The following is a 16,630-nucleotide window of genomic DNA, read 5'->3' as shown; positions in this document are numbered from 1 at the left end:
GACAGTGACATCGACCGACCCGCAGCACCGTGACCGCGAACCCGCCATCGAGTGGGCCCACCCCGGACTGCACCTGCGGTTCGACTACGGCGACGACCACCCCGTCCGGCTCGTCCACTGGTCGACCGGCCCGGATTCCGAGTCGTTGGCCGCGCCCTCGGCGATCGTCGACGTGAGCACCGCCGGGGAGCACCGCGACCGCCCCAACCAGAGCCTCCTGCTGTGGGGAGCCGGGCAGCGGCTCCGCTACACGGGTCACGAGACGCACGGCGACGAGCTGCGGATTCGCCAGCACGATCCGGAGGGCGGCCTTGCGGTGACCAGCGTCTTCCGGGCGGCAGGACCGGGTGTCCAGATCCGGCACACCGTTCGCAACGGCGCCCTGGGCGATCTCATGCTCCTTTCAGTGAGCTCCGGGCTGGTGTCCGTCCCGGAGGGGGCGCACGACCTGCTCTGGGGCGAGAGCGAATGGCTCGCCGAAGGGCGCTGGCAGCAGCGTCCCATCGCGGAGCTGCTGCCGAATGTCAATCCGGAGTTCCACGGCCGGCGCAATCGCGGGAACTTCGCGGTGACCAGCCACGGGTCGTTCTCGAGCGGCGAGTTCCTGCCGACCGGAGTCCTCGCGATCAGTGACGGGCCTTCGATCGCCTGGCAGGTCGAGACCAGCGCGGGCTGGCACTGGGAGGCGACTCAGAACGAGGGCGCGGTCACCGTCGGCGTGTACGGCCCGACCGACCTGTACCACCAGTTCGCCGAGCGCCTGGCGCCCGGCGACGAGTTCACGACGGTGCCCGCCGGGATCTGCGTCGCGGACGGCGGACGGGACGCGGTCTTCGCGGCGCTGACCGACTACCGGCGCGCGATCCGCGAGCTGCGCCCGGTCGATGCGGGGCTACCCGTGGTCTACAACGACTTCATGAACACGCTCATGGCCGGTCCGTCGACGGAGAAGGAGCTGCCGCTCATCGAGGCGGCGGCGAGAGCGGGCGCGGAGTACTTCTGCATCGACGCCGGATGGTTCGGCCACGGCAACTGGTGGACCGACGCCGGCAACTGGCGCGAGGCCCCCGGGCTGTTCACCGGCGGCCTGATCTCGGTCATCGACGCGATCCGCGCCAACGGGATGCGCCCGGGGCTCTGGCTCGAACCGGAGGCGGTCGGCGTCGATTCGCCGGTGGCGCAGCAGCTGCCAGAGGAGGCGTTCTTCCAGCGGTTCGGCCGACGGGTCAGCGGGAACGGGCATCTTCAGCTCGACTTCCGCCACCCGGCGGCGCGCGCCCACCTGGACGAGGCCGTTGACCGGCTCGTGGACGAGTTCGGGATCGAGTTCTTCAAGCTCGACTACAACGTGAACTCGGGCGTCGGCACCGACGTGACCGCCGCCGGCCCCGGAGCCGGGCTCCTGGGACACACCCGGGCCTACCGCGACTGGCTGAGCGACGCCCAGGCGCGGCACCCGGAAATTCTGTTCGAGAGCTGTTCCTCGGGCGGGATGCGCATGGACTACAACCTGCTGTCCGTGGCGCACCTGCAGTCCACCAGCGACCAGCAGGACTTCCGGCGGTACGCGCCGATCGCCGCCGCCGCGCCCGCGAGCGTCCTCCCCGAGCAGGCCGGGAACTGGGCCTATCCGGCAACGTCGATGAGCGTGGAGGAGACAGCGTTCGCGATGACGGCGGGCGTCATGGGCCGGCTCTACCTCTCCGGGTTCCTGGGCGGGCTCGACTCCGAGCGGTTCGCGCTGGTGCGCGAAGCCGTCGCGCTTCACAAGGACTGGCGGCACCGCATCGCCGAGGCGCACCCGGTGTGGCCGCTCGGCCTCCCGGGGTGGGACGACGACGTGATCGCACTGCAGCTCGACGCCGGTTCCGAGTCGCTGCTGGCGCTGTGGTCGCGCGGCGCGGCCGCGGAGATCACTCTGCCAGGGCTGCGTGGGCGGGCCGTCAAGCAGGTCTATCCGGTCGCCTTGCCGGAGTGGACGATCCGCACGGCCGAAGGCCTGCCGGTCGTCGAGGTGCCCGCCGGTCCCGCCGCCCGGATCTTCGAGGTGGAGTGACCATGCGGAAGCCGCCGCTGAGGTGGCGACAACTCGTCGCCGCGATCCAAGCCAGAGCATCCGGTGGGCGATGACTTGTCCACCTCTGAATCGAAAGGAACGCTCTTGACCGAGTCTCTGCCCCCATTGGACCTTGGCGCGCTGCCGGCTCCGGTCGATGTCGCGGACAACACCCGAGCTCTTGCCGACGTTCAAGCCGTCGTCGATGCCGGCCCCTACACGGACACCTGGGAGTCTCTGCGCGGTTATACGCCCCCGCAGTGGTACGAGGACGCGAAGTTCGGCATCTTCATCCACTGGGGCGTGTACTCCGTCCCCGCCTTCAACAACGAGTGGTACTCGCGCAACATGTACCGCGAGGGCACCGCGGAGTTCGAGCATCACGTCGCAACTTATGGTGACCATCGCCGGTTCGGGTACAAGGACTTCATTCCCTCGTTCACGATGGACCAGTTCGATCCCGACGAATGGGCGGAGCTGTTCCGGCGGGCGGGTGCGCAGTTCGTCGTGCCCGTCGCTGAGCACCACGACGGTTTCGCGATGTACGACACGAAACGCTCCCGGTGGAGCGCTGCGCAGATGGGACCCGAGCGTGACGTGTTCGGAGACCTGAGCGCCGCCACCGACCGGGCGTGGATGGTGCGTGGCGCCTCCTCGCACCGTGCCGAGCACTGGTTCTTCATGAACGGGGGAACGAAGTTCGACTCCGACGTGCTCGCCGCGCAGACACAGGACTTCTATGGCCCGGCGCAGCGCGAGGAGACGGCGCCGAGCGAGCGCTTCCTCGAGGACTGGCTGCTGCGCACCGTCGAGATCATCGACCGCTACCGCCCGCAGGTCCTGTGGTTCGACTGGTGGATCGAGCAGCCCGCCTTCAAGCCGTATCTGACGAAGCTCGCCGCTTACTACTACAACCGCGCGGCCGCCTGGGGTCGCGAGGTCGTCATCAACTACAAGTGGGACGCCTTCGCCGAGGGCTCCGCGGTCTACGACATCGAACGCGGCACGATGGGCGAGATCCGCCCCACGGTGTGGCAGAACGACACCTCGGTGTCGAAGACCGCGTGGTCCTGGGTGCGGAACCACGAGTACAAGAGCGCCCACGACGTGATCGTCGAGCTCGCCGATGTCGTTTCCAAGAACGGCGTCCTGCTCCTGAACGTCGGCCCCAAGGCTGACGGCACCATCCCCGCGGCCGAGCAGGAGCTCCTGCTGACGATCGGTGACTGGCTCTCCACCAACGGCGAAGCGATCTACGGCACCAGGCCCTGGGTCATCTCCGGTGAGGGACCGACACAGGTGGCTGCCGGGTCGTTCGTCGACGGAGAGTCGCGGACGTTCACCGGGGCCGACTTCCGTTTCACCGCCCGCGCCCACGTGACCGGCGACTACGTCTATGCCATCCCCCTCGCCGAACCCGACAACGACGAGCTGCGCATCCGCGCCTTCGGCAGCGGCGCGGGGCTGCTCACCCGCCGGGTCAAGGACGTCACGATCCTGGGCGAATCAGGTCCCGTCGCGTGGGAACAGACAGCCGGCGAGCTCGTCGTCCAGACCTCTCGCGCCGCTGTGGTGAAACTGTTCCTCGAGGCAGAGACCACCCCGCCGCGCACGGACTTCCTGCACCAATGACGCAGCCTGCCGCAGCCCGTTCTCAATCGCCACCGAATCAAGGAAGTTGCGGCATGACCACAATGACCGAGCCGCCTGCGACCCGAGGGCCTGAGTCACCTGTCGTCACCCCCTGGCAGATGGACGGGACGCGGTTGACCTGGCGCGGAGGCGGAGAAGTGCTCGTCGTCGAGCCGTGGGGACCGAACAGCGCGCGCGTCCGGTCGGCGATGGGGGAGGTCGTCGACGCCGACTGGGCGCTGCTCCCGGCGCCGGAGGCGGAGCATGCGCGCATCGAGGTCGACGGTGACGTCGCCACCCTGGTCAACGGGGGACTGCGCGTCGTTCTGACCGCGGACGACTTCTACCACTGGCAGAGTGGACAGCGCCGCTTCGGATGTCGCGTCAGCTTCCAGGACGCCGACGGCCGCGAGCTGTTGTCCGAGCGCGGCTCCGGCGGCGCGCTCGCCCTGCACGCGCGCCATTATGACGCGCTCGCCGCAGGCGGAGGGAAGGCCGCGCTCTTTCTGGAGAGCCCGCCCGACGAGAAGCTCGTGGGGATGGGCCTGTACCAGCAGGACCACATCGACCTCAAGGGGTGCTCGCTCGAGCTGGCGCACCGCAACTCGCAGGCCAGTGTCCCGTTCGTCATCTCCAGCACGGGCTACGGGATGCTGTGGCACTCACCGTCCATCGGGCGAGCGACGTTCGGCCGCAACGGCACCGAGTGGTCGGCTGAGTCCGCCCGCCAGATCGACTACTGGGTCACGGCGGGCGAGACTCCGGCGCAGATCACCCGGGCGTACGCCGACGCGACCGGGCACGCTCCGGTCATGCCCGAACGTGGGCTCGGCTTCTGGCAGTGCAAGCTGCGCTACGCCTCTCAGGACGAGCTCCTCGAGGTCGCGCGGGAGCACCACCGACGCGGCCTGCCGCTGGACGTCATCGTCGCGGACTTCTTCCACTGGCCGGCCATGGGCGACTTCCGGTTCGACGAGGAGTTCTGGCCCGACCCGAGCGCGATGGTCGACGAGCTGCGGACGATGGGCGTCGAGCTCATGGTCAGCGTGTGGCCCCAGGTCGCGCTCGCGTCGGAGAACTTCGACGAGATGTCCCGCCAGGGTCTGCTGGTGCAGAGCAACCGGGGCATCGACGTCCAGATGTGGTTCGGGGGGCCGAGCCGATTCGTCGACGCGACCAACCCCAGGGCGCGGACGTACCTGTGGGACAAGCTTCGGTCCGGGTACGGCCGGCACGGCATCCGCACCTTCTGGCTGGACGAGGCCGAGCCCGAGTTCGGGCTGTACGACTTCGGCGCCTACCGCTACCACGCGGGCCAGGCGGTCGAGGTCAGCAACCTCTACCCGCAGATGTTCTCCCGCGCTGTCTTCGAGGGTCAGCAGGGCGACGGCGAGACCGACATCGTCAACCTGGTGCGCTGCGCATGGGCAGGCAGCCAGCGCTACGGGGCGCTCGTCTGGTCGGGTGACATCCACTCGTCGTGGGCGGCGATGCGCCGGCAGATCCCTGCGGGTATCCACATGGGCGCCGCGGGCGTGCCGTGGTTCACCACGGACATCGGCGGCTTTGGCGGCGGGCACACCGACGACCCGGCGTTCCAGGAGCTCCTGGTCCGCTGGTTCCAGATGGGCGCGTTCATGCCGGTGATGCGCCTGCACGGAGACCGTGGCCCGCAGGTGCCGGTCGTCGCGGCTGACGGCACGCGCGGGCTACCGTCGGGCGCCGGGAACGAGCTGTGGAGCTTCGGCGACGAGAACTACGAGATCCTCGCGCGCTACGTCCATCTGCGTGAGCGCCTGCGCGACTACACCCGTGCGGTGATGCGCTCCGCGCACGAGGACGGGCAGCCCGTGATGCGGGGCCTCTTCCACAACTTCCCCCAGGACCCGCAGGCGTGGGACGTGGGTGACCAGTTCATGCACGGACCGGACGTGCTGGTCGCGCCGGTCACCGAGCCCGGTGCGACGTCGCGGTCCGTGTACCTGCCCGCGGGCGCGCGCTGGACCGACCTGCACACGGGTGCCGTGCACGCCGGTGGTCAGTGGATCGAGGCCGAGGCCCCACGACACCTGGTTCCCGTGTTCACACGTGACGGCGCCTTGCCCGAGCTCCGCGGGTTCCTCGTGCCCTGACACGCCGCAGTCCCACGGAGGGGGCGGACAGAAGGCCCCGGTCGTCGCGACCACCGGGGCCCTCTGTCTTACCCGCTCGCGCTCAGCCCACGTTGACCGTGCACGGCGCCCCGTCGAGCGTGACGTAGCCCGGCTCGAAGGCGGCGCCACGGCCGACGAAGCCGAGCGTTGTGGGCTGCCCGGGCTCGAGCACGGCGTTCCACCGCAGACTTCCGGCGGTCACGACGGTGCCCGACTGGGCCCAGGTCCCGCTCCAGCCACGCTCGACGGTCGAGCCGGCCGGCAGGTCGAACCGGAGGTCCCACCCGTCCACGGACGTGGTGCCGGTGTTCTCCACCCAGAGCTGGGTGGTGAAGCCACCGGGCCACGCGCCGTGCACGTCGTAGGTGACGGCGCAGGCCGACGCCGGGACGGGCACCGCCGCCAGCTCGATCAGCTCGCGCGCCTGCTCCACGAACCAGCCGCCGGCCGCGGGGTCCTCGATGCCGCGCTCGGGGTCGAGCGGGCCGCCGGTGCCGCGGAAGCACCTGCCGTCGGACTCACCGGGGACCTTGATCCACAGGTGCGCGTCCACCAGCCGGTTACCGGTGTCGAGCGTGGGCGCCGAGCCGAGGCCGCGGGCCGGCGGGTTGCACCAGTCCTCGGCGTCGCTGTAGACGCCGTCGGGCGCGTCCCACGGGCCGAGACCGTTGCGCGACGTGTCGACGACGAAGTGGGTGGACGGCTCCACCGACCCGAGGATCGACGCGTACCGCGAGTCCACCCCGTCCGTGTTCAGGGCCGGGTCGGAGTTGCCCGCCGACCACTCGTCGTGGTTGTTCATCGCCACGCCGGACCAGCCGGTGGCGGGGCCGCCGTTCCAGTACTGATTGCCGCAGCTGCCGTAGTCGCCGGCGCTCACCTGCGTGACGTAGGCGATGCAGGACGAGATCCAGGTGCCGTAGGCCGTGAGGTTGGCCGTGAACTGGTAGTTCGAGGCGTTGAGGAAGAAGCCGTCCGCCCGCTCGACACCGGCCCGGAGAAGGCGCGACGTGTTGTCGCCGACGTTGAGCCACCCGTTGTGACCTGCGTCGAGGTAGACCTTGGTGCCCGGCAGTCCGCCGAGCGCGTCGACAGCGTGGTTGAGCATGTCGAAGCGCTCCTGGGCCGCCGTGGCCGGGTCGGCCTCGGCCGGTCGGCACCACTCCATGGTCCCGTCGATGCTGGTGTGGTGCGGGATGATCCCGAGTCCGTCGGGCTCGAGGATCACGAAGGCGGTCCCGTCGCCGATGCCCTCCGCTACGCCGTCGATCCACGCCTCGTACTCGGCGGGGGTCGTGGCACCGCCCGCGGAGTACTGGGCGCAGTCACGGAAGGGGATGTTGTACGCGACGAGCGTCGGGATCGCGCCCTCGGCGTTCGCACGACCGACCACGTCGGCGGCCTGGGCGGCGACCTCCTCCGGGGCCCCCCGAGGTCAGCCAGGTCGCCGTGGGGAAGCTGCCCAAGCGCTGGGCGTCGGCCTTCGCCTGGCCCTCGAGTCCGGCCGCGGCAGAGAAGGTGGAGCTGAACGGGTCCACGTAGAGCCGGTCCGGCTCGCTGTCCGACGACGTCTCGGTCGCGTTGGGCTGTTGCGGCGTCGCGAGCGCGGGGCCCGCCAGGGCGAGGCCGGTCGTGAAACCCGCCGCGACGGCCACCCCCGCGACCATGGTCCGGCGTGCCCGGATGCGTGTGAATGGGAACATCAGATCTCCTTTGACCTGCAAAGACGGCGGTGTCTGGTCAACGGCGGCTGCTGTGGGAGCGCTTCCACGTTCTGGCCGCGAGATAGCCTCTCAGTCGCTTCTCCGGGACGTCAAGGTTGTCTCGGCGCGCCCCGCCGTCGGACGGCGGCACTACGTCGGTCGAGATCCCGCGCCGAGGTAGTACCGCCGTCGGACGGACCGACTACCTCGGCGGTGGGTGGGTCGCGACCTGGGCCACGCGGTGGGTGCGCGATCACCCGTCCGCTGCGGGAACCCCGATGGAGTAGACCTTGCGCACGGTCTCCGTGACGTCCCACCGGCCGGACCAGCCCTTGGGCTGCACGATGACGTCCCCGGCGACGACCTCGTAGCGGTCGCCGGTCGCAGCGTCAGTGATCGTCGCGCGACCGCTGAGGATGTAGCAGGTCTCGGTGTCGGGCCGGTTCCGGACAGGCCAGCCCCCTGGCTCGCACTGCCATACGCCTACCCGCACGTCATCGGGCGCGTCGAAAGCGACCGACGAGATCTGAGGGTCTCCCGAGTCCGCACCCGGTCGCTGGCCCTTGGGCTGGAGCGGTCCGGTGACCGTGGCGGCGGGGTGGTGGACGAAACGCATGGGGACTCCTTGGCCGAGCTGGTCGATTGTCGCGAGGCAGGGTGCAGTGGGGGCGGTCACCGGGAGCTCCCGGACCGGACGACGGTGGTCGTGCTTCGGTGCAGAGCCACGTCAGGAGACCAGGTTCACGATCGTGGCCTTCGGTTCCGTCATGGCCTCGACGGCGAACTGCACGCCTTCTCGTCCGATGCCCGAGTTCTTGAAGCCGCCGAACGGCATGGAGTCCACGCGCAGGTCGCTCGTGCCGTTGACGACGACGGCGCCCACGACCAGCCGGGCGGACACAAAGAACGCTGTCTCGACCGACCGGGTGAAGACCCCGGCCTGGAGCGCGTACTCGCTGCTGTTGGACGCCGAGATGGCGGAGTCGAGGTCCTCGAAGGGGATGATCGTCACGACCGGGCCGAAGACCTCGTCGGTGAGCACCTGCGAGCCCTCGGCGACGCCCGTGAGGACCGTCGGCTCGTAGAAGGCGCCGCGTCGGGTCCCGCCGGCGTGGACCGTCGCCCCGTCGGCGACCGCCCTGCCGACCCACACCTCGACGCGTTGTGCTTCCGCGTCGCTGACGAGCGGACCGACGTCCGTCTGCGGGTCACGCTTGCTGCCGACCCTGAGCTTCCTGGTTCGGGCGACGGTGTCGTGGAGGAACTCGTCGTAGACCGAGGCCTGGACATAGACACGCTGGACCGACAGGCAGTTCTGTCCCGCGACGCCGAACGCGCCGTCGACGACCGCCTCGACGGCGTCGGAGAGAACCGCGTCCGCGCACACGATCGTCGGGTTGTTCCCGCCGAGCTCCATCAGCATCTTCCGGGGTCCCGCGGCGGCGGTGATCTTCGCCGCGGTCCTCGGCCCGCCGGTGAAGGACACGAGCGCGACCCGTTCGTCGGTGACCAGGGCCTGCCCGGCCCGGGCGCTTCCGCAGACCACGGCGACTCGTCCGGCCGGAACGCCGGCCGAGAGCAGGAGATCGACGAACGCCAACGACGTGAGCGGGGTGTGGTCCGAGGGTTTGAGGACGACGCCGTTGCCGCCGATCAGCGCCGGCCCGAGCTTGTGCGCCACCAGGTTGAGCGGGTCGTTGAACGACGTGAGCGCGGCGACCACGCCGACAGGCTCGCGGGTGAACCAGCCGATCCTGCCGCGACCGTTCCGGCTCGCCGAGAACGGGATCGTCTCGCCGGTGAGCACCGGCCCGGCTTCGGCGGAGAGCCGCAGGGTCTCCACGCAGCGGACCACCTCGCGCTGCGCTTCCGCGAGCGTCTTGACACCTTCGGAGGCGATGAGGTGGGCGAACCGGGCGGAGTCCTGCGCCAGCAGCCGTGACGCCTGGTGGAGGGCCTCGCTGCGGGCCCACAGCGGCCAGTCCTCTCCTCCGAGCGACTCCTGGACGCCGGACACCGCGGCCGCGACGTCCGCCGGGGTCGAGTCAGCGACGTATCCCAGCAGCCGCCCGTCCTCCGGGTCGGTGACCGGAAGCCCGAGGTCGTCGCGCTGCCAGGAGCCGTTGATGAAGGCCCCGCCGGGCACCGACAGGTCGGGAAAGGGGTCGCCGACGAGCCGAGGCACGTCGGCGAGCTCCTCGGTCACCGCCCACTGGTTGGATGCGCTCATGTCTGGACTCCTCGTCAGCTGAACCGGTCGACGACCTTGGCGTAACCGCCGATGATCGGAAGGAACCACGGCGGTCCGAAGTGGCCGGGAACGGCGGGGTTCGGCAGGTGCTCCCACAGGTTCCGCGACGGCTTCCCGAGCATCGACAGCGCCATCTGCTTGCCCATGTAGGTCGCCATCTGGACCCCGTGGCCGCTGTAACCGAGCGAGTAGTGCACCCCGTTGCGCTCCCCGGCATGCACCATCTGGTCCATGGTGAGGTCGACGAGCCCGCCCCAGGTGTAGTCGACGCGCGCCGAGGAGAGGTAGGGAAACACCGTGCTCATCGCGCTCTTGAGGATCTCGGCGCTCTTGAGGTCGGAGTCCGGGCTGGACAGCGCGAACCTGGCCCGGCCACCGAAGAGCAACCGGTTGTCCGGCGTGATGCGGAAGTAGTAGGTGAGCATCTTGTTGTCGGCGGCCTGCCGGCCGCGAGGCAGGATCCGCTGGACCGTCTCGAGCGGCAGAGGCTCCGTCACGATGATGAAGCTGCCGACCGGGATGGTCCGGCGCTGGAGCCATGGCGTCAGCGATCCCGTGTAGCCGCTGGTCGCGACCAGGACCCGGTCGACGTTGACCACGCCGCGGGTCGTGCGGACCGCATGGCCGCCTCCTGGACGGGCGGCCAGCTCGGTGACCTCGGCGTTCTCGCAGATCGTGACCCCTGCGCGAGTGCCCGCCTCGGCGAGACCGTGCGCGAACTTGCCGACATGGACCCCGGCTCCCAGCGGGTCCACCATGCCGCCGGCGTAGAAGTCGGTGCCGATCTCGCTGTGGAGGTCCTGCTTGTCGACGACGGTCACGGAGTAGTCCGCGAGCTTCGCCAGCGTCTCCTGCGTCTGGCGCATCTGGCCGACCTGCTTGGCGTTCATGGCCAGCGTCAGCTTGCCGGAGCGCTGGAAGTCGCAGTCGATCGAGTGCTCCTTCACCAGTTCCTCGATCGTGTCGATGGCCCGGTTGTACTCCGAGAACATCTCGAGGGCACGTTCCTGGCCGTAGCGCTTGATGGCCTTGCCGAGCCCGATCGCGAGACCGGTGGTGGCCATACCTCCGTTGCGACCCGAGGCGCCCCAGCCGACCGTGTGCGAGTCGAGCACGACCACGGACGCGCCGTGCTGCGCTGCCTCGAGGGCGGCGGTCAGGCCGGTGAAGCCTGCGCCGACGATGGCGATGTCGGCGCGCTCGGGCACGGGGTTCCGGCGGTAGTCACCGGACGGCGTCGCGGTGTCGAGCCAGTAGGGGGTGAGCTTCACCTGTTGCTCCTGAGTGCGCCGGGTCAGATGCCGAGGAGCGAGTTGAGCTCGTCCAGGGACTTCACGGTGGTGTAGTTGTAGGCCGGGCTCTGAGGGTCGTACCCACGGTCGAGGAAGACCTTGTTCGTGAACCCGAGGTCGTCGGCAGGCATCAGGTCGTAGCGCGTGTGCGAGGAGACGTGGAGGAAGTCCTCCGGGTTCGCACCGAGCTGGTCGAGCATGTACTCGAACGCCTGGTAGCGCGGCTTGTAGAAGCCGGCCTGCTCCGCGGTGTAGACCGCGTGGAAGTCCGCGCCCAGCTTGGGGACGGTGACGTCGAGGTACTTGGTGTCGGCGTTGGACAGGATCACGAGGGGGAAGTTGTCGCCGAGCTTCTTCAGCGGCACCGGCACGTCGGGGTGCGGCTCCCAGGTGAGCACGGCTGCGGCCAGCTGCCGGCCGGCGTCCTCGTTGACCTCGAGCCCCCACTTCTTGCAGGTCCGCGCATAGGCGTCGTGCAGGACCTGCTCGTAGGCGTAGTACTCGCCGCAGACCTGGTCGTAGCGGTACTTGCTGAACTGACGGAGGAAGGTCCCGATCTGGTCCTCGGTGAGACGGTCGCCGATCAGGCGGCGGGTGGTGCTGGCGATCTCGAAGTAGATCAGCGTGCCGTAGCAGTCGAAGGACACGTACTGGGGGCGGGGGATTGAGGTCGACATCGTTCGTTCCCATCGGTGTGCGGAGTGGTGGTGTAGGCGCCGACGTGGGCGCGCAGCGAACATAGCGCAGACTCTGACGATTGTCGACAGTCGGCAGCATGCCGTTGACAGTTGTCTTCTGGTGGCGGAGAATCTGGAAGCAATGCGGCGGCAGCCGACCTTCGGTGCCGGCGGTGACCGAGGGGAGTCGATCGTGGCGGTGTCCGGTCTGAGTAAGCTGAAGACGCTCGAACGGAAGTCGACCTCTGATCGCATCAGCGAAGAGCTGCGGCAGATGATCATCGAGGGGCAACTGAGGCCCGGCGAGCAACTGGCCGAAACCCGGATCGCCGAGCTGCTCGACGTGTCCCGCGCCCCGGTGCGGGAGGCGCTCCAACAGCTCGTCCAGCAGAAGCTGCTGGTCTCTGCGCGCAACCGGGGTGTCTCGGTGGCGCCTTTCACGGCCTCGGACATCTGGGAGATCTACGACGCACGATGCGCGATCGAGAGCCATGCGGCGAGCAGGATCATCGACGGCGGGCCGGGCGTTCGGGCCCGTGCGACCGACGCATTGCAGGCTGCACGGGACAGGCTGCGCAGCGCGCTGAAGCAGGGCGATCACCGGAAGATATCGGCCGCTGACCTGGACTTTCACACCACATTGGTCGCCTCCGCGGGCAACTCGCGCCTCGACGACGCATACTCCATCCTCTCGGCCCAGGCCCTGGCTTGCATCAACAGGCTCGAGATCGCCATGCCGTCCGGTGACGAGCTCATCGACGAGCACGGCCTCCTCATCGACGCCCTGGCGGCGGGTGAGCGAGAGGTCTTGCTCACGGCCATCAACGATCACCTGACCGTGGCCGCGAGCCACCTCACTGCGCCGCCGTCCAGCAACGGAGGGCCCAGCCGACCTCGCTGATCCGGTGCTCGCCGCCCACCTAGCCGCGTGGGCATCGCTCGTGCGAGCCACTTCGACGACGCCCGTCCCTGGAGATTCTCAGCCTTCGCTGTTGATCTCCCGGTGGCGGGCGTTCGTCGTTCGAGGTGGCGTAGTGCCGTTCCCGAGCTCCGAGCGTCCGGCGTCAGCGAAACAAGATGTTTACAGGCGAGTGTCGACAATCTGCGATCGTCATGGTTGTATGTGGCGAGCCATTCACCGCCTGAAGGGAAACGACCATGAGAGTGCAACGAAGCAGGCTCGCAGCGTCAGTCTTTGGCGCCGCGCTGCTGATGACGGCCAGCGGGTGCGGCGCCACGACCGCCACCCAGGATGCCCCTGGCGCCGAGGCCGCCTCCGCCGAGGAGCTGCCGCAGGTGCAGCCCAGCCCGGAGGCGATCAAGCTGCTGCCGGCAGACCTGCAGGATGGTGGCACGATCACCATGGCCGCGGACCTGCACTACCCGCCCACCTCGTTCCTCGCCGAGGACAACAAGACGCCGGTCGGCTACAACGTCGACATCGCCCACCTGCTGGGTGAGGCACTCGGGCTCGAGGTCGAGGTCAAGAACGTGACCTGGGACGGAGTGATCCCTGGCATCGCCGCTCACCGCTACGACTTCACCGCCACCAACATGACTCCGACGCCGGAGCGGCTGGAGGTGCTGGACATGATCACCTACTGGTCGGCCGGGTCGTCTCTCATCGCGGCGAAGGACAACCCGCTGGACCTGAGCCTGACCGATCAGTCCATGTGTGGGAAGAAGATCGCGGTGATGACCGGTAGCTCGCAACAGGAGACATACCTGCCCGAGATCTCCGAGGCGTGCGAGGCCAATGGCCAGGACCCCGTCGACGCCGTGGTCCTGGCGGACGTCCAGGGCGCACTCACCCAGCTCGCCTCCAAGCGGATCGACGGCGTCTTCTCCGACACCTCGCAGCTGGCTTGGGCAGCGAAGCAGCAGCCGCAGGCGTTCGAGCTGCTCTCCCCGCAGTACCAGAAGAAGGAGGGCGACGACATCGTCGCCCTTGGTCTCCCCAACGACTCCCCGCTCACACCGGCGCTGCACGCCGCGATGCAGGACCTGATCGACAGCGGGGCGTACCAGGCCGCGCTGGACCGGTGGGGGCTGGGCGCGGGTGCGATTCCTACCTCCGAGCTCCTGAAGTAGATCGATGGCTCCGGACATCGGCGTGCTCGACAAGAGCCGCTCCGAGGAGGCGAAAGCAATGGATGCCACTGACAAGCCGCGGCTGCACCGACGTGGGCCGCTCGAGTACGTGGCCTGGGCGGTGTGCGTGCTGGTGGCCGGCGGGCTGGCCCACACCCTGGTCACGAACGAGAACTACCAGTGGGACGTGGTGGGCCAGTACTTCACGGCTCCGACGATCCTGGAAGGCCTACGGCTGACCATTGTCCTGACGATCCTGGCGATGGTCTTCGGGGGCATCCTGGGCATGGTCGTCGCCGTGATGCGGGCCTCGACGGTGCGCCCGGTTCAGCTCCTGGCGTCGGGCTACATCACCTTCTTCCGGGGAACCCCGGTGCTGGTGCAGCTGATCTTCTGGTTCAACATCGCCGCGCTGTACCCGAACATCGCGGTCGGGATCCCGTTCACCGGCATCTCGCAAGCGGTCGACGTGAACGCGCTGATGAGCGCGACCACCGCCGCGATCATCGGCCTGTCGCTCAACGAGGCGGCCTATCTCGCGGAGATCATCCGCGGTGGCTTCGCGTCGGTGGACAAGGGGCAGATCGAGGCGGCCGACTCGCTCGGGATGAGCGCCCGGACGAAGCTGTTCCGGGTGATCATCCCGCAGGCGATGCCCACCGTCGTCCCTGCGACGGGTAACCAGATGATCGGGATGTTCAAGGAGACGTCGTTGGTCAGTGTGCTGGGTGTGGCCGAGCTGCTGCAGAGCACCCAGCTGATCTACGCCCGCACCTACCAGACCATCCCGCTGCTGATCGTGGCCTGTCTGTGGTATCTCATCATGACGCTGGCCCTCAGCTACCCCCAGTCCTTGATCGAGAAGAGGTACTCGCTGGTGAAATCCCGGGTGAGCAGCGAGGCCGCGGTCGACCCTGTGCCGCTGGGTGGTGAGGCGCGATGAACGGCGACGGAACCGTCTACGCCCGCGGGCTGCGCAAGTGTTACGGCGACCGGGTGGTGCTCGGCAGCATCGACCTGGACGTCGAGTGCGGCGAGATCGTGTGCATCATCGGCCCCAGCGGGTCGGGCAAGTCCACGCTGCTCCGTTGCATCGACGGGCTCGAGGAGGTCGACCGGGGGATTCTCAGGGTGAACGGCGAGGACCTCGGGTTTGTCGAGACCGAGACCGCCTACCGGGCGCGCAACCGCAAGGAGGTGGCGATGCAGCGCACCCGGATCGGCATGGTCTTCCAGCAGTTCAACCTGTTCCCGAACATGACCGCGCGGGAGAACGTGATGGCCGGCCCGGTGCTGGTCAAGGGCGTCGCCAAGAAGGCGGCAGCTTCGCGAGCGGACTCGCTGCTGGCAGACGTCGGCCTGTCCGGACACGGCGACCACTATCCGTGGCAGCTCTCCGGCGGCCAGAAGCAGCGCGTGGCGATCGCCCGTGCGCTCGCCATGGATCCGAACGTGATGCTCTTCGACGAGCCCACCAGCGCCCTGGACCCGGAGCGGGTCGGGGAGGTCCTCGCGGTCATGAAGGGCCTGGCCGGGCGGGGGATGACCATGCTCGTTGCCACTCACGAGATGGGCTTCGCCAAGGAGGTGGCCGACACCGTGATGTTCATGGACGGTGGCGTGGTCGTGGAGCAGGGACCGCCCACGGAGGTGCTGGGCAACCCCAAGGAAGCCCGGACACAGAAATTCCTGGAAAAGGTCCTGTGATGTCGGACGGTCCGCTCGCAGTCATCGGCGTCGGCAGTGTCGGCAGCATGGCGCTGTGGCAGGCCTCGAAGCTGGGCGTTCCTGCGGTCGGCTTCGAGGCGGTGTCGCCGGCGCACCCCCGCAGCGCCGTGGGCGGCGACACCCGGTTGTTCCGGATGACCTTCCGAGGAGAGCACAACCTGTACCCCGTGCTCCAGCTCGCAGAGCGTCTCTGGCAGGGACTCGAGGAGGAGTCCGGGCAGGAGATCCTCACCCGGTGCGGAGGTCTGTCGATCGGTGAGGTCGACGGGCCCTACATCCCGGCGCTGCTCGACTCGATCAAGCGCACCGGGGCGCCCCACGAGATCCTCGACCGCGCCGAGATGGCGAGCCGCTACCCCCAGCACCATCTGTCGCCGGGGGAGTGTGGCATCCTCGACACGCGAGCGGGGGTCCTTCGTACCGATCGCGCAGTGCTCTCTGCCGTCGACCTGGCGCGCCAGAACGGTGCGGAGGTCGTCAAGGACGCCCGCGTCCGCGAGGTCCGGGAGCTCTCCGACGGGGTACGCGTCTCGACGGACGACGGGAGCTGGACGTTCGACCGGGTGATCGTGGCGTCCGGCTCCGGGTCCGGAGCCTTGTTGCCTGCCTACCTCCAGCGGCAGGTGCACAGGAAGCGGATCTTCCTGACGTGGTTCGCTGCCCGCCACCCCGAGCAGTTCGTTCCCGAGGCCTTCCCCATCTTCATCCGGATCACCCGCGACCGTTCCCTGTACGGGGCGCCGACGATCGACGGTTCGACGGTGAAGGCGACCCTGGACGGGCGCGGAACGACGGTGGCGGACGGCGACACGATCGCCCGCGAGCTCACGCCTGCCGAGGTCGCGGAGTCGCTGGACACGGTCCGGGAGTTCTTTCCGGGTCTGATCCCCGAGATCGTCCGGTCGGACGCCTACCCCGATCTCTGCACGTCGGACTCCACCGGACTCCTGGGGCCGGTGGCCGGCAGCGAGCGCATCTAATGCGCCACCGGGTTTTCCGGCGCGGGCTTCAAGATGTCATCCGCGCTGGGCGCCATCGCCGCCTCGG

Annotated in this window: 13 protein-coding genes; 8 read left to right on the top strand and 5 right to left on the bottom strand. The window is 68.9% G+C overall.

What is annotated here, in order from left to right; genetic code table 11:
* Window positions 1–4 precede the first annotated feature (4 nt).
* The 3 genes from L1785_RS10055 (at window position 5) to L1785_RS10045 (ending at window position 5,820) form a co-directional block, all read left to right on the top strand.
* Entirely contained in the window at window positions 5–2,056 is a 2,052-nt protein-coding gene (locus L1785_RS10055) for a glycoside hydrolase family 36 protein (RefSeq protein WP_236089125.1), read from the top strand.
* Between the two features lie 105 nt (window positions 2,057–2,161).
* Window positions 2,162–3,688, top strand: coding sequence for an alpha-L-fucosidase (locus tag L1785_RS10050; protein WP_236089124.1), 1,527 nt, complete (start codon window positions 2,162–2,164; stop codon window positions 3,686–3,688).
* 53 nt (window positions 3,689–3,741) lie between these two features.
* Complete coding sequence (locus tag L1785_RS10045; protein ID WP_236089123.1) at window positions 3,742–5,820, top strand: glycoside hydrolase family 31 protein; 2,079 nt, start codon at window positions 3,742–3,744, stop codon at window positions 5,818–5,820.
* Window positions 5,821–5,902: 82 nt separating this feature from the next.
* Here the strand turns inward: L1785_RS10045 and L1785_RS23210 are convergent, their stop codons facing one another.
* The 5 genes from L1785_RS23210 to L1785_RS10020 all read right to left on the bottom strand — a co-directional run bounded on the left by L1785_RS23210 (window position 5,903) and on the right by L1785_RS10020 (window position 11,764).
* Complete coding sequence (locus L1785_RS23210; RefSeq protein WP_236089122.1) at window positions 5,903–7,234, bottom strand: glycoside hydrolase family 6 protein; 1,332 nt, start codon at window positions 7,232–7,234, stop codon at window positions 5,903–5,905.
* Between the two features lie 563 nt (window positions 7,235–7,797).
* The gene (locus L1785_RS10035) at window positions 7,798–8,160 is read right to left on the bottom strand and encodes a cupin domain-containing protein (protein ID WP_236089121.1); all 363 of its coding nucleotides are present in this window, start codon (window positions 8,158–8,160) and stop codon (window positions 7,798–7,800) included.
* 111 nt (window positions 8,161–8,271) lie between these two features.
* Window positions 8,272–9,774: an aldehyde dehydrogenase family protein gene (locus L1785_RS10030; RefSeq protein WP_236089120.1), complete on the bottom strand. Its 1,503-nt coding sequence runs from the start codon at window positions 9,772–9,774 to the stop codon at window positions 8,272–8,274.
* A 14-nt stretch (window positions 9,775–9,788) separates the two neighbouring features.
* A complete protein-coding gene (locus L1785_RS10025; protein WP_236089119.1) occupies window positions 9,789–11,066 on the bottom strand; it encodes an NAD(P)/FAD-dependent oxidoreductase in 1,278 nt (425 codons plus the stop codon).
* 23 nt (window positions 11,067–11,089) lie between these two features.
* Window positions 11,090–11,764 carry a haloacid dehalogenase type II gene (locus tag L1785_RS10020; RefSeq protein ID WP_236089118.1) on the bottom strand — a complete coding sequence of 225 codons (675 nt, stop codon included), beginning with the start codon at window positions 11,762–11,764 and terminating at the stop codon, window positions 11,090–11,092.
* 121 nt (window positions 11,765–11,885) lie between these two features.
* On the opposite strand from L1785_RS10020, the gene L1785_RS10015 reads away from it, so the two are divergent.
* The 5 genes from L1785_RS10015 (at window position 11,886) to L1785_RS09995 (ending at window position 16,563) form a co-directional block, all read left to right on the top strand.
* A complete protein-coding gene (locus L1785_RS10015; RefSeq protein WP_236089117.1) occupies window positions 11,886–12,665 on the top strand; it encodes a GntR family transcriptional regulator in 780 nt (259 codons plus the stop codon).
* 257 nt (window positions 12,666–12,922) lie between these two features.
* Window positions 12,923–13,855, top strand: a complete 933-nt coding sequence (locus L1785_RS10010) for an ABC transporter substrate-binding protein (RefSeq protein WP_236089116.1) — start codon at window positions 12,923–12,925, stop codon at window positions 13,853–13,855.
* A 4-nt stretch (window positions 13,856–13,859) separates the two neighbouring features.
* A complete protein-coding gene (locus L1785_RS10005; RefSeq protein ID WP_236089115.1) occupies window positions 13,860–14,798 on the top strand; it encodes an amino acid ABC transporter permease in 939 nt (312 codons plus the stop codon).
* Window positions 14,795–15,562, top strand: coding sequence for an amino acid ABC transporter ATP-binding protein (locus L1785_RS10000; RefSeq protein WP_236089114.1), 768 nt, complete (start codon window positions 14,795–14,797; stop codon window positions 15,560–15,562). Before L1785_RS10005 ends, L1785_RS10000 begins: the two co-directional genes overlap by 4 nt.
* On the top strand, window positions 15,562–16,563 hold the full coding sequence (locus L1785_RS09995) for an FAD-dependent oxidoreductase (RefSeq protein ID WP_236089113.1): 1,002 nt from the start codon (window positions 15,562–15,564) through the stop codon (window positions 16,561–16,563). Before L1785_RS10000 ends, L1785_RS09995 begins: the two co-directional genes overlap by 1 nt.
* Window positions 16,564–16,630: the final 67 nt, after the last annotated feature.

Origin of the sequence: Antribacter soli, assembly GCF_021568775.1 — a bacterium.
GTDB lineage: Bacteria > Actinomycetota > Actinomycetes > Actinomycetales > Cellulomonadaceae > Antribacter > Antribacter soli.
Note: the sequence above shows the minus strand (reverse complement) of the source record. Positions and strands in the feature narration are given on the sequence as shown.